Annotated in this window: 13 protein-coding genes; all 13 read right to left on the reverse strand. The window is 52.6% G+C overall.

Annotated features, from left to right (window positions below):
• Positions 1 to 110: 110 nt before the first annotated feature.
• Positions 111 to 1181 carry an ADP-ribosylarginine hydrolase Tri1 gene (gene tri1, locus C5523_RS16075; protein WP_071195247.1) on the reverse strand — a complete coding sequence of 357 codons (1071 nt, stop codon included), beginning with the start codon at positions 1179 to 1181 and terminating at the stop codon, positions 111 to 113.
• Positions 1178 to 2521 carry a PAAR domain-containing protein gene (locus C5523_RS16080; protein WP_071195246.1) on the reverse strand — a complete coding sequence of 448 codons (1344 nt, stop codon included), beginning with the start codon at positions 2519 to 2521 and terminating at the stop codon, positions 1178 to 1180. The genes tri1 (C5523_RS16075) and C5523_RS16080 overlap by 4 nt, the downstream gene beginning before the upstream one ends.
• The gene (locus tag C5523_RS16085) at positions 2521 to 3321 is read right to left on the reverse strand and encodes a DcrB-related protein (protein ID WP_108701524.1); all 801 of its coding nucleotides are present in this window, start codon (positions 3319 to 3321) and stop codon (positions 2521 to 2523) included. Before C5523_RS16085 ends, C5523_RS16080 begins: the two co-directional genes overlap by 1 nt.
• 11 nt (positions 3322 to 3332) lie before the next feature.
• Entirely contained in the window at positions 3333 to 5264 is a 1932-nt protein-coding gene (locus C5523_RS16090; protein WP_071195244.1) for a type VI secretion system Vgr family protein, read from the reverse strand.
• Between the two features lie 239 nt (positions 5265 to 5503).
• Positions 5504 to 6610, reverse strand: coding sequence for an ADP-ribosylarginine hydrolase Tri1 (gene tri1, locus C5523_RS16095; RefSeq protein WP_108701525.1), 1107 nt, complete (start codon positions 6608 to 6610; stop codon positions 5504 to 5506).
• A gap of 23 nt (positions 6611 to 6633) precedes the next feature.
• A complete protein-coding gene (locus C5523_RS16100) occupies positions 6634 to 7029 on the reverse strand; it encodes a hypothetical protein (RefSeq protein ID WP_223878714.1) in 396 nt (131 codons plus the stop codon).
• A 25-nt stretch (positions 7030 to 7054) separates the two neighbouring features.
• On the reverse strand, positions 7055 to 7447 hold the full coding sequence (locus C5523_RS16105) for a DUF4150 domain-containing protein (RefSeq protein WP_039079463.1): 393 nt from the start codon (positions 7445 to 7447) through the stop codon (positions 7055 to 7057).
• Positions 7448 to 7456: 9 nt separating this feature from the next.
• On the reverse strand, positions 7457 to 8062 hold the full coding sequence (locus C5523_RS16110; protein WP_108701526.1) for a DUF3540 domain-containing protein: 606 nt from the start codon (positions 8060 to 8062) through the stop codon (positions 7457 to 7459).
• Between the two features lie 9 nt (positions 8063 to 8071).
• Entirely contained in the window at positions 8072 to 9142 is a 1071-nt protein-coding gene (locus C5523_RS16115; protein ID WP_108701527.1) for a pentapeptide repeat-containing protein, read from the reverse strand.
• Positions 9139 to 11670 carry a DUF2169 domain-containing protein gene (locus C5523_RS16120; RefSeq protein WP_108701528.1) on the reverse strand — a complete coding sequence of 844 codons (2532 nt, stop codon included), beginning with the start codon at positions 11668 to 11670 and terminating at the stop codon, positions 9139 to 9141. Before C5523_RS16120 ends, C5523_RS16115 begins: the two co-directional genes overlap by 4 nt.
• A 10-nt stretch (positions 11671 to 11680) precedes the next feature.
• Entirely contained in the window at positions 11681 to 12073 is a 393-nt protein-coding gene (locus C5523_RS16125) for a DUF3592 domain-containing protein (RefSeq protein WP_071195239.1), read from the reverse strand.
• Between the two features lie 222 nt (positions 12074 to 12295).
• Positions 12296 to 12523 (reverse strand): hypothetical protein, encoded by a 228-nt coding sequence (locus tag C5523_RS16130; RefSeq protein ID WP_108701529.1) that lies wholly within the window; start codon positions 12521 to 12523, stop codon positions 12296 to 12298.
• A gap of 148 nt (positions 12524 to 12671) precedes the next feature.
• A complete protein-coding gene (locus tag C5523_RS16135) occupies positions 12672 to 13052 on the reverse strand; it encodes a DUF3592 domain-containing protein (protein WP_172600670.1) in 381 nt (126 codons plus the stop codon).
• Between the last annotated feature and the right edge of the window lies 1 nt (position 13053).

Consider the following 13053-nt stretch of genomic DNA (forward strand, 5'->3'; position numbering starts at 1 on the left):
AGAATGCTCAGAATTGTACAATTATTGTATTACCAGCGCAGCTTGTTAGCTGCGCTATATCGTCATAGTCGTATCAGGTTGCCTGTAAAAAGTGATAACCCAGTAACGTATTATCCCGGATAGTCATCCGGTGCACGATCAAACAATTGAGCTGCCAGTGATGCAATTCTGTCATGCTGTACCAGCTTATCTTTCCATTCTTGTGGAATACCCGACCAGCCATATAAAGCGCCGGCAAGTTGCCCGGCCGTCGCCGCCACGCTGTCGGCATCATCGGCCAAGTTCGCCGCCAGCAAGATGGCATCACGGAAATTATCGGTGTTCCACACCGCCCACATGGCAGCTTCCAGCGTATCGATGACATAACCACTGGAGCGAATTTGATCGCGGCTTTTTTCTTTATATTCACCGGCATTGATGATTAGCACGCGTGAAAGTAATGGATATATATGTGGTGAAAAAGACATCTCCTTATCGTAACCACTAATGAGATAATGGAGCATAAGGGCCATAAACTGACTGGCGTCTAACGCATCACGTGCAAAATGTGTCGCATGGCATTGCGCTTTAGAATCAAAATAAATCGCCCGATGAGACTTTCGTCTGAATATTGAGACAGGCGCAATACGAATAATGGGTGCATTGCCTGCCGAATTATTAGCTGCTTTTGTGTCCCATTTCAGACCATGCAGGGAATATTGCTCCAGCGCATAACGCGTAGCATTACCAATATCAAAACATCGGCCATTGCTGCTATTTTCACCAAATCTATACCATCGAAGCATTAAGTGGCAAAACAGATCAGCATCTAAGCGATTAGCCTGCAGATAGGTCTGCGCCAGGCATAATGCCATGGAGGTATCATCAGTCCATTCACCAGGACGCAAACGAAACGGTCCTCCACCGATCATATCGTGAACATGGTTTACGTCACGAGGCTTAAACTCAAGCGTTGCACCCACTGCATCGCCTACAGCGAGTCCGACCAAAGCGCCTATCGCTTTATCACGGGACACATTCTCGCTAACGTCAAGCTCAAGTGTACGATCCCAATATTTATATTTTGGTTCGAGACTATCCAGCTCTTCTTGTGTTAGTCCACGCGTAGAGTAAGGAAGGTATTCCATATAACGGGTGACATAATTATTAATCTCTGAATCATCGGCATGTAAATCGATCATTGAACTTCCTTAAGCTTGATATGGATAAACCCATGACTTTCTACCCTGTCGATAACTTCAAATTTGGTGTTAGGCTTAAACAGCACTTCAGTCTCCAAATTAATATCTTTAAACTCAGATACAAAGTCAATTTGTTTACCAGAATACCCCTCCACCTGCATTTGAATTTTGCCTTTAAAAGGTTTTACCATATCCGTGCTGAAATAACCCGGATCGGAGACAATATTTCCCGGCACATGCTGATCAAGGACCTCAGGCGGCAAACTCCGTACGCCGCGTAAGAACGTACCGGATGTTGGCGGAAGCACATCCATCGCCTCCGATAGATGCTGCGAATATGCCTCCAATCCCGGCGTCATAGGCTCCGTTCCACGTAACGCAGGGTTAAGCATGGTATAGCCTTCGTTAGTTGTATAGCCATAGAGCGCGCCAACCTGATCATCCGTGAGTTTAGATGACAAATAAGGATCGCGTAATTCGGCATATTTTCTGCCATTCTCAATCCATGTCTCTCCCCAACCGGGCATCGCTTCTTCGAGTGGCATGGCCGGTTTTACCGGGTTTATTGCTGTCACAGCAGCGTCCGGAGCCACTGGCTCTGCGCTGAGTCGCGCAGCACGCACAGCATCAAATTTCGCGCCACCTTTCATGCCAGCACCGCCACCTATCAGGCTGCCGAACAGCATGCTCCATTTTTGCCCATCACTGCCCTCACCAAACAACCATCCCCCTGCCCAGTTTCCTGCAGTCCCCCCCAATAAGGCACCAGCGGTACTGAGTAAAGCGATGGCTGGAGTGGCGACCACAGCGAGTGCCGCGGTTCCTACCCCTAACATGACCCAGTTCACCCAACCCGGAATCTCAGGGCTTATCTCGTCTGTTTGTACTTTCGCGCCACCAAAAAAAACATTGGGCGACCCGGCAAAAATCTCGGCACTACAGGTAAGCTTGTCTCCTAGCCGCGCTGCCGGATAATTATTGATATAGATCTTAATGGAACCTTCGGCGACCCGCTTTGGCGAACCACTATGCTCATCACATTTGCCCAATGACAGATGCGCGCGTATCGCCTTACGGCTATTCACATAGACATTTGGCGATCCCTCAGTGAGCGTGCCAGTGACATGCCGGGGCGCCCAGGACATACTTCCAAGCACCTCTCCCAACCCGCCTGCGGCGCAGGCACCTACAGCAGCTGACGCCACAACCAGCGCCAGCCCGCCGGTTGCGACTGTCGCAGCCCCCAGTATGGCACCACCGATAAGCCCAACAACCATCCAGGATTTCGATGCCGTATGGGCTATAGGATCATCGACCCTTGCAGCCTGTAGCGCAGTCATTACGACGATGTCCGTTGCCGGGTAAGAAACGCCAATATCTGTTCAGGGGAAGCGAGTCCCTGCGGCCCGTTAACGGTGCGACAGATACTGAGCTGTTGTTCCAGATGATGCCCGGGCACTGTGGCAACAGACCATAAGGCGTAGCGTATCGGCTGCGTGTCGGGGACAGGGGCAATACGCAGCGGCGAACCGTCCTGGGCGTAGAGCAAATAGATGCCTTCACGGGCACGCTGCAAAGGTAGGCTTCTATATAACGCTTGCACACCGGAAAAAACGTCCAGATTACAACTTTCTGTATCTAGCGCGAAAAAGAGATCCGGATTATCCGGGCGGATCATTTCCCCCAGCGTCGCCTCATGTTGATTATGGTGAAAACGGATACTCGCAATAATATCCTGATATTGTTTCTGATATAGCTCACTAAATTCACCAGGGCAGGTGCCAATGTAGCAAACAACTTTTTTCCCACCCGAAGGTTCATCCAGGATAATAACGGTCTGGCGCTGGAAAATTAACACGTTGCCATTTTTAAATCGGTAAAAAAGCTCAACGGCTGGCTCGCCATCTATTAACTTCTGCTGCGTCGATTCCATGTGAAATTCTGGCACTGTGACTTCCAGCTCGCGGGCAATACGCGCCGCAACAGCCTGTACAGTCTCCCCGTTTTTCGCCCCCGCACGAGATACAACAAAGGTAAATTCACTGGCACCTGTATCATTGAGGGTAAAAAGATTCATCGTACGGTCTTTGAATACATCAGGTAAAGCGAGTGTCGCCTCCTGGAGAATATAATCAGCCATCGTGCATCCCTTTATTTATTTGCCTTTACGGTAAAAAAGCTATCTATTTCTTGCTGTATGATAGTTTGTTGATTCGAGCCAACCGCCAGGGTTCCGGCACTGCCATCGGCGGGATTCAGGTGCAGGTCGCCACTAAGCGTATTAATTTGTGCACTCTCTGCCGCCGTGAAATTAAAGTTATTGCCGATTATGCTGACCGTACCGTCCTTGAGCAGTTCAATTGCGCTTTGTCCGCATTCAATACGCAACATTTCACCTGCGGCAAGCGTAAAAGTGTTCACGACCTTATCATCGCGGTTATTACCCGTCAGACTCGTGAGATTTCCCTTAACGCCTGTATTCTGATCCTTCACTACCCGCAAAGTTTCATTCTCACCAACGAACTGGGTGTGATTCTTCTCAATAGTATGCGTTTCGTCATTCTTAACGTTGGTGTCCATATTCCGTTCGGCCTGGATCCACACCTGCTCCTCCCCCGCTTTATCTTCAAAACGCAGGGCGTTGGCGGTGTCAGAAGAACCATCTTTCGAACGGCTGAGGAACCCCATCTGGGTGGCGGCGGCGGGGAGCGCCCACGGCGGCATGCTGGCTTCGTTATAGACGCGCCCGGTGATGATCGGCCTGTCCGGGTCACCGTTAATAAAATCGACCACCACTTCATCACCGACGCGTGGCACCTGTACGCCACCGAAACCCTGCCCCGCCCAGGCGCTGGAGACACGCACCCAGCAGGAGCTGGTATCGTCGCCCTTCGCCAGTCTGTCCCAGTGGAACTTCACCTTCACCCGGCCATAGCGATCGGTCCAGATGCTCTCTCCCTGCGGGCCGACGACTCTTGCGGTCTGTGGCCCATAGGTACGCGGCCAGGCCGATTTTTGCGCCGGGCGGTATGTAACGGTGGAGGGGATCACCGTGAAATCAATGCGGTGCATCGTTTGCGAGCCACTACCGCTGGCGTAATTGTTCTCTTCCAGCCAGTAGTTGGCCTCGGTGGTCAGGTATTCCGCGTTATCGCTGAAAAAGGGGGCGTTATAGAGGGTAAACGTGTTACCCGGCGCGATGCCGAGTGCCGTGGCGCTACCATGAATCTGTTGATGTTCCACCTGCCAGCGCTCCTGGCGGATGCGGGCATAGAAATCCGCATGATCATGTTCAACAAAGCGCCCCGGCCAGTCGTACACATCAATACTGCCCGGTTGTGGTGAGACCGGGTTCTGCCGGGCCTGAAACAGCCAGGCATTCGGCTTGCGGAAATCATAATCGTCCAGGCTGTAGATCCCCGGCGTCACGCTGTCGGTCAGCGCCCACTGGCTGATCCCCTCTTCATCCGTACTGCCACCGGACGGTGTCACGTGATAAGGAATGGTTTCGTAACCGGCAAACGGCTGATGCTGGGTCGCCGCATCGGTTAGCACCAGAACATGCCGCTCCGCCTCGTGGCGGAAGAAGTAGCTGATGCCCTCCAGTTCCATCAGGCGGCTGATAAAGTCGAAGCTGCTCTCCTGATACTGTACGCAGTAGTCCCAGACGCGATAGCTGCCGGTCAGCTTGTCTTCGACATTGACCTGGTTTTCAGAAAGCAGCGTTTTGACAATTTGCGGTACCGTCTGCCCCTGGAAAATACGCAGGTTACGGTCACGTTGCATTGGCCATAAGTCGGATTCAACGCTGAGTTGATAGACCGCGTAGCGGGTGCCGGACAGCTCCACGGCGCTCACCGCAACGCGGGTCACTTTGCCGTTAAAGTAGCGCGGCGATGTTATATCCTGCGTCGGGACAGTCACAGTGACGGCCTTTCCCAGTAGCTGGCTGCGATCCATGCGCGCATCGGTGCCCAGCAGCGTCAGGCCAAGTGCATAAGGTTCTGACAGCGCTTCACGCCCTGACAGTTTCCAGAACAGCAGCCCTTCGACCGGAAGCTGCACGGTAATACGGTTGAGCATAAGGTTCATTCCGTTAAAAGTAGCAACGCGCTGAAATCGTCAGCGCAAATGCCATTCGATAGAGAAAATCCACCCGCTAAGATTGCGGTATTTTTACTAAATTTTGATGTCTGGTGAGGTAAATTGTATTTGCCACTCTGTACTGGCCGTTATATTTATCGCTCTGTATCGGGCACAATATAAGACCGTGTTCCTGGCTGTCTGCCGAGGTTATTATCAACCTCAGTCATGCCACTATTTTATTCCGTCGGCGTATCCTCATCCGGCGCCTGGTCAAATAACGCCGCGGCCATTGAGGCAATGCGGTCATGCTGAACCAGCTTCTCTTTCCATTCCTGCGGAATCCCCGACCAGCCATATAAAGCACCGGCAAGTTGTCCGGCCGTCGCCGCCACGCTGTCGGCATCATCGGCAAGGTTCGCCGCCAGCAAGATGGCATCACGGAAACTGTCGGTGTGCCATACCGCCCACATGGCCGCTTCCAGCGTATCGATAACATAGCCACTGGAGCGGATCTGGTCGCGGCTTTTTTCTTTATATTCACCGGCGTTGATGATCAGCACCCGCGGCTCTAACGGCATCATTTGCGGGGAAAATACACGTTCTTTGTTGTACCCATTAATCAGCAGAAGCAGTAAGCAACTCAGATAATGTGCGGAACTTACAGCCTCGGTCGCACAATGGGTGGCCTGACTTTGAATTTTCGCGTTATAGAATGTCTGAGCGAAATTGCGACGAAAATAGATCGGTACAGGCGCTAATCGAATAATGGATGCATTTCCCGCTGTTTCCGGGGCCGTATTACCAAACCAGTCCGCTCCGTTAATCTCATATTGTTCCAGGGCATAACGGGTCGCATTGCCAATATCAAAACAGACACCGTTAACGCTGTTATAGCCCTCGCGATACCACTTCACCAGCTTGTCCCTGAAACATTGCCTGCTGGCATATTTGCACTCCAGCATTGTTTCAGCCAGACACAGGGCCATAGAGGTGTCGTCGGTCCACTCGCCGGGTTTCAGGCGAAATGGCCCACCACCCACCATATCCGTCACGGCGCGATGGTCACGAGGCATAAATTCCAGCGTGGTGCCCACGGCATCGCCCACGGCGAGCCCGACAAGCGCGCCTATGGCCCTGTCGCGACAGATATTCAGCGGCTTGACCTGATCAGGCGTGTCATACCATTTTGTCGACGCGGCTTCTTGCGGGTCATCTACCAGTGGATGTGCAATGTAGTCATACAGCATGCGGTGCTGCGTCCGCGCGTTAGTAAACGGAATATAGTGCTCATACTGTTTTGCATAACGCTCTATTTCCCGAATATCAGAATGTAAATCGATCACGATTGTCCCTTTCCTGTCTTTCTTTACTGCTGTATCGCAGGCAGCGGTTTGCCGCTACCGTCTTTTACAAAGACCAGGCTCTTGTCATTTTGCCCTAGCTTACCCTGATAAACATTCCCCACCTGATAAGCTGCAACGGCGATTAACCACGCCGTTTCATTATGCTTTTCGACCAGCCAGCTTTTATTAAACTGCGGTTGTTCTACCCGTAATGACATTTCAATCACCGGGTTGTTATTAATAAACAACCCACTTTGCTTCATGGATAAAATGGTGATATTGACATCGCTGCCATTAGTCAGAATGTCCTGCTCTTTGCACTCAAGGTTACGCGCTACTCTTTTTGCCAGCCCGAAAAAGAGACATATCAGCACTATCGTTACAACAACATTCACAATTTCAAATGTCGAGATATTCATCCCTTAATACCATCCTGTCCCGTTATTACGGCGCCAGCATCAGCACTTTGAACTGGCTCGGCACGATACGCATACCAATCGCATTGGTGGAGTTTTGCAGGCTCACGCTGGTCAATCGCGTGGCGGGAGTGCCTTTTAACAGCACGGTAAACGCACCGGTTAAATGCCGGGATGGCCCCATCACGGTCCCAGAGGCCACGCCTGTTGCCACGCCGGGGTTATCGCCGTTGGTCAGTGGCGTGATGGTCGCCATATTGTGGGCTGGCATCCCCATAAACAGGATATTCATCGCATTAGGGATTGCCGTCGGCCCCAGCGCAATATCCGGATAGGGAATGGGCGTGGGGGCGGGCATGGGCGTCAGGCAGACATCCGGAAAGGCCAAATCAACCCCGAAAAGCTGGCAATTCGCAAACATGGCGGTTCCTTATCCCATATGAATCTGTTCAGAATCGACTTTGGTGATCGCTTTGGACGTGATCACCGTGTTGTGGGCATGCAGGCGCGCATAATCCTCAGCCTTCATGTCCAGTTGCCCGGCGCGAACCTGCTCGGTCTGTCTGGTCGTGCGAAACAGGCTGTGGCTGATTTGGGTGACGGTCTGCCAGACAGATTCTGCCCGCTTGCCGACAACGCGCGACAGGCTGACCCACGCCGAGAGTTTCTCGCCGCTGTATTTCATCTCGTCGATATGGCAGTCACCCCGCCCGGCGGTGACACGGAGCGCCTCGCTACTCAGGCTTAGCTCCCCCGCGCTACGAATATGCAGATCGCCCGGCACGCTGAGCTCCGCAACCTGCGGGTTGGCCCGTTCCAGTACCGCCAGCAGCCAGATTTGGCGCTCTACGCTGGCAATTAACACCGTATCGCCGGTCTGCGGTGCGATAACACAACTCGCAGCCCGGCGACAATGCCAGCCACGCCCTTCGCTTTCTACCGTCAGGCTGCCGTCAGCAAAGCAGTGGGTCACCACCGCCGATGCCTGTACGGGCGGCAGTATGGGTTGGGCCATCAGATGGTTGACTTTACTCATTATCTCTCCTCAACGGCGGCTCTGGCGCTGCAGGCTCCAGGCCTCAGCAGCCAATAATTCTTCGTCATATTCGAGAATGCCCTGACGCCCGGTGAACTGGGCATTCTCCTGATTCGCCCGGTGCATCCGGGTGCGGGAAAAGGTCGCGCCGCGCAGGTCGGCCAGACGCAGGTCGGCACCGGTAAAATCGCTGTAGGTCAGGTCACAAAGGGTAAAACGCACACCGACAGCATTCACCTGCTGCAGGATACTTTGAAACAGGCGGCTCTCGCTGAAATCGGCCTGCTCAAGCGTGGCGCCGACAAAAATAGCCTGATCAAAGAGGCTGCCACGACACTGCGCGCCGCGCAGATTCGCTTCCATAAACAGCGCCTGGGTTGCATTGACCTGGTTTAATTGCGCGGTCTGTAACGACGCCCCCTTAAAATTGCACTGGGTAAGCTGCGCGCCGCTAAAATCCGCGCCGTCTAACTGGTTGTCGGTAAACTGGCAGCCGGTAAAGCCGTGCCGGGTGTAATCTTTCCCGCGCTGATCGCAGTCGAAAAAGACCACCCGTTCAAACTGACTGCCCTCAAGCACCGTTGTACGCAAATCAATGCCATAAAAGGTGGTCAGCAGAAAACGGCACCCGGCAAAGCGGGCATGAGCCAGCGGTGATTCAAAAAAGACGCTGCGTTCAGGTATTGCCCGATCAAAGTGACTGTCCGCCAGCGCGCAGTGCATAAATTGCACGGTCTGTAGCGAGCAGCCCGTAAAATGGCTACCCGTCAGCGTGCAGTCGTTGAAGATACATCCATCAAGTGGCGTTTCCTCCACCCGCAGGTTCGCCATTTCGCACTGATTAAACACCGTCTGGGTTAACCGGGCTCCCCGCAGGTTTACTCCGTTTAACGCACATTCGGTGAACGCCGTTTCCTGCAAATTGGCCCCTTGCAGGTTCACGCCCTCCAGCGAGACCTCCTGAAAAATACCGCCGGAGAGATCGCAGCCCTGCAAATCCAGCCCGTCGAGGGAGACTTCGCTGACCGGCTCGCCGCCTTTCACCCGCTGTTGCAACTGTGCTGCGGTGAGCATCGTCATATTACTTCTCCATCGCGCTTCGGCAGCGTTTTGATGCGTTTCGTCCATGCCCCATCAAGGCGGGTGGTATCGCTAATGAACGCCTGCGAGAGATCGGCGCGAAAAAGATTCGCCCCGCTAAAATTGGCCCCGCCAAGCTGACTTTTTTGCAGCAACGCCCCCATCAGGTTGGCATCGGTGAAATCGGTATCGCGAAAATCAGTGCGCACAAACAGGCTCCCCACCAGGTTTGCCTGACCAAAGTGGCTGGCGCGGCAATCCGCTTCGCTGAGGTCGCAATTCTCCAGCTTCGCCAGGGTGAATTGCGCGCCGGCGAGCGGCGACTGACGCAGGTTGCACTGGATGAGCGAAGCCTGGCGGAAGTCGGCGCCCGCTAAAGTACTTTCGGCCGCTATCGCGGTAGCGATTAAAGTGGCCCCGGCAAAACTCGCCTGTTCCGCCTGAGTCTGGACAAAGGAGCAGCTATCCAGCCGCGCGCCGCTAAACACTGCGGCCACCAGCACCGATTGCATAAACGCGCATTTATGCAGCCGCGCACCGTGAAAATCGGGTTCTGCCAGGGTGAGTTCCATAAAGATGCAGCCGTCCAGCGAGGCGTGGTGGAAACGACAGCGGCTCAGCCCGGTTTCGCGTAACAGCAATCCATCCAGGCTGGCGTTATCGAAGATGCACGCCTCGAATAAGGCATTTTGTGTCTGCGTCTCTTTAAAGCGTGCACCGCTAAAATCGCTCTCCTGGCACTGAGCAAGCGCCAGGCTTGCCCCGGTAAAATCACATCGTTGTAATGAGGCGCGCCCAAATTGCGTACGGGCAAGCATCGCCCCGGCAAAACAGGCGCCATCCAGCTTACTGTTGCGGAAATCAGCACATTCCAGCAGCGCCTTTGTGAAATTCGCACCACTGAGATCCATACCGGAAAAGTCAGCGCCGGTAAGATCCATACCGCTAAAATCGCCCCCTTGCGCGAATGTACGCCCGGCACGCTGGCGAATGATCTGTGCAAGGTCACCCGTCAGGCGTACGGCGGGAGGCTGTTGGGCCACAGCCGCCAGATACATCTGATGCAGCGCCTCGCTCGCCTGCTCGCGCTTTTTCTCACTCATCAGGTCGCTGTTGCTGTGGAGCATTTCCTGCATCCGATGCAGTGATTCCGGCCCGCGCGGCATTTGGTCATCCCTGTGCGGGTACTTCGCTTCCATTTCGCGTTTGCGCTGCTCCGCATCGGCCTGTATCTGCTGCGCCTGACGTTCCATTTTTTCCATAAACTCAGGCAATTCATCGAGGGCAGGCATCTCAGGCTCTTCGATGTTGTCGAGCAGGTCGCCGATGTCGCGCCCGTTTGCTTCCAGCCTTTCCCGGTACTGTTCGCGCAGCAGCTTTTCGCGATTCTTTATGTTGTCGCGCATCGGGCTCGGCGTCTGCTGCACCTCACTGTCAAGCCACGGGCCGATTAGCGATTCCGGCAGCAGATCCTTTTCGCGAAACGCGAACAACGCCCCTTTTTCTTTATCCAGGCGCTGGCTGAGGACTTTGCGATAGTGGTTGAGCGAACGCCCGGCACCGTTTTTTTCGAGCGCGGGCATTAAGTGCAAAACATCCGCCGCGTCGTCTTCATTAATGCGGATATGCCCCTGCCAGATAAGTACCATCTGCTCCAGATGCGGGAAAAACCAGACGGTGGTTGCGCGCAGGCTTATCTCTTCAAACAGGGTCTCTTCCTGACGCAACCGGCTGATAAAGCAGCGCGCATGCCAGGGTGGCAAGGTGCCTTCCTGCACAGGTTTTTGCGGGTGCATGTTCCAGATACGCCACGACGCCTGTTCCGGCAGGGTGTCTCTGTCCCACCACTGATCGGGGCTGGCGGCATTAAACACCGTCCAGTCGATGTCGCGGGCAAAGCCGGGAAAATCGTTCTGCAACCAACCGGCGTCATAGTTTTTGCCCATCCGGCGAAAGCGACGCGGCCAGGAGAGATCAAGCGGCCCAAAGCTCGCAGGCTCCGGCCTCTGTTTTGGCGAGGTCATGCGCCCGAGGAGGGGCTCAATGTTCGGCAGGCGGTGGAGGCTTTGTCCCTGATGATTTTCCGGGCAAAACCCCACCCCATGCGGGTTTTCTTCACAGCCTGCACCACCCCAGGCGCGCGTCCAGTCCAGACGCATGTCGCCAAAAGGCTGCGGTGGGGTCATTTTGCTGCCCGACCAGAAACGGTCGCCAAACACCACCAGTGATTTACTGAGATTGTCGATATCCACCCGCGCCATCACCGCCGTTTTTTCCTGCTGGTGGTGAGTATAGGCATAGCCGGTGGCCAGGAATTCTGCACGGGTTTTCGGCATCGCCATATCAATAACGCCGCCGCTGGTTTGTAGTTCACTGGCGGCAAGCTGCCAGAGCTCCATCTCCGGACGCAGTGTTGGGGCCTCCCCCATATCGGTCAGCGCCATCACCGACACGCCAAGATGGTTTTTACCCTGCCAGCGGAAAGGGCGATGGAGCACGCTCAGGCGCAAAGGTTTAATAATCTTCATCCGTAATACCTTATTCGCCTAATATGAGTGGCCGATCGTATAACGCAATTCTTTTCGGGTCTTTGGGGTCATATTTGATGGTGGTGCCATTACCGGCTTTAAAGCGTTCTCTCTCTTCAAAGTTCATAGATGTATAGAAGCTTGCCTGTACTTCTTGGCCCTCACGGGTTTTAAAGTTCACCGTCAGTAAATAGACAGGGTTTTCTGCATCCCACATCCCCGTTTGCCTGGCGACAATAATATCCGCATTGGCACCAATACCGGTTTTAAGCACTGATGCTTGCCTAAAGGAGTCTTTAATATAAACAATAAGGTTATCGCGCAAGCTAAGGTAGATAATATAAAAGACGGCTGAAAATATCCCAATGGGCAGCAGATACCAGTAAGTGTCAAAAAATTCCATTAATTTGGACCTTTCGTGTATACGCAGAGTTATTTCCAGAAAAAACGCAGCCAGAAAAGCTTAGTCAAACACGTTCATTACTGCAATCTGTGGCAGTTTGTCATCACTGTATTTTACCGTCAGGGTTAACCCTTTTTTCAGTTTATGAATATCATTGGGTTTAACAGCGGCCCTGGCACGGTATTTCTTTCTCTTTTTAGCGAAATCCGCAAAGAAATAGCATTAATAAAGATAATACTCGCCACGCTTCGTACCGGTACGCTGCCAGGACTCCAGAGGAACATGAATGGTTTTCCCGGCCCATTCTTCGCGTGATATCCAGTCGCGCAATAACCGCGTTTGTACCCCATACTGCTTAAAAAAAACAACGGCAGACCACAGTCCCGCAAGGGTGATAATCAATCCAGAAATAAAGAAAGGGTCACTCATAACATTGATAAGAATGTTCATATGAATTTTATTTTAATGGCCAACCAATTTACCATTTTATTGATTTACAATCGCATGCAGCCAGATGTTTTCTTTATTTTCATCTCAAGGGCCAGGCTGTACGCCAGGAACCCTTTCAGTGCCTTTGCAACCAATAATTTTATTAAAATCATCGCCGCCGACGTTTTAAAGATGCATTCTCTATTTCCATAATAACTTGAGACGGATTATCTTTATTGTACGTAACATCAAAAAACTTCCCTATTTGATATTGTCTTAAATCAGAAGTATAAATAACCGCACTTCCTGTTCCAACGATATCAACACCCTCATCAGTGGTAAATTTATAATGTAGTTTAATATTTGTATAATCTGAAATTTTTCCAGTGTAGGCTTCAACATTCAAAATTTCAGCCTGTGCAAGCACGCCATTCTTGCGGATATGCGATTTTAATTTTGCATTCCTGATATCCCTGATAAGCAAAGACACAATAACATAGGCAAAAAAAGCCAGGACGGCGAATACAATGACATCTGTAACATATCTCATA

Origin of the sequence: Phytobacter sp. SCO41, assembly GCF_003073275.1 — a bacterium.
In the GTDB taxonomy this organism is placed as follows: domain Bacteria; phylum Pseudomonadota; class Gammaproteobacteria; order Enterobacterales; family Enterobacteriaceae; genus Phytobacter; species Phytobacter diazotrophicus.

Excerpts from the sequence above, each read along its gene's own strand:
- tri1 (WP_071195247.1), bottom strand. The coding sequence starts at position 1,181 with ATGATCGATTTACATGCCGATGATTCAGAGATTAATAATTATGTCACC.
- C5523_RS16080 (WP_071195246.1), bottom strand. The coding sequence starts at position 2,521 with ATGACTGCGCTACAGGCTGCAAGGGTCGATGATCCTATAGCCCATACG.
- C5523_RS16085 (WP_108701524.1), bottom strand. The coding sequence starts at position 3,321 with ATGGCTGATTATATTCTCCAGGAGGCGACACTCGCTTTACCTGATGTA.
- C5523_RS16090 (WP_071195244.1), bottom strand. The coding sequence starts at position 5,264 with ATGCTCAACCGTATTACCGTGCAGCTTCCGGTCGAAGGGCTGCTGTTC.
- C5523_RS16100 (WP_223878714.1), bottom strand. The coding sequence starts at position 7,029 with ATGAATATCTCGACATTTGAAATTGTGAATGTTGTTGTAACGATAGTG.
- C5523_RS16105 (WP_039079463.1), bottom strand. The coding sequence starts at position 7,447 with ATGTTTGCGAATTGCCAGCTTTTCGGGGTTGATTTGGCCTTTCCGGAT.
- C5523_RS16110 (WP_108701526.1), bottom strand. The coding sequence starts at position 8,062 with ATGAGTAAAGTCAACCATCTGATGGCCCAACCCATACTGCCGCCCGTA.
- C5523_RS16115 (WP_108701527.1), bottom strand. The coding sequence starts at position 9,142 with ATGACGATGCTCACCGCAGCACAGTTGCAACAGCGGGTGAAAGGCGGC.
- C5523_RS16120 (WP_108701528.1), bottom strand. The coding sequence starts at position 11,670 with ATGAAGATTATTAAACCTTTGCGCCTGAGCGTGCTCCATCGCCCTTTC.
- C5523_RS16125 (WP_071195239.1), bottom strand. The coding sequence starts at position 12,073 with ATGGAATTTTTTGACACTTACTGGTATCTGCTGCCCATTGGGATATTT.
- C5523_RS16130 (WP_108701529.1), bottom strand. The coding sequence starts at position 12,523 with ATGAACATTCTTATCAATGTTATGAGTGACCCTTTCTTTATTTCTGGA.
- C5523_RS16135 (WP_172600670.1), bottom strand. The coding sequence starts at position 13,052 with ATGAGATATGTTACAGATGTCATTGTATTCGCCGTCCTGGCTTTTTTT.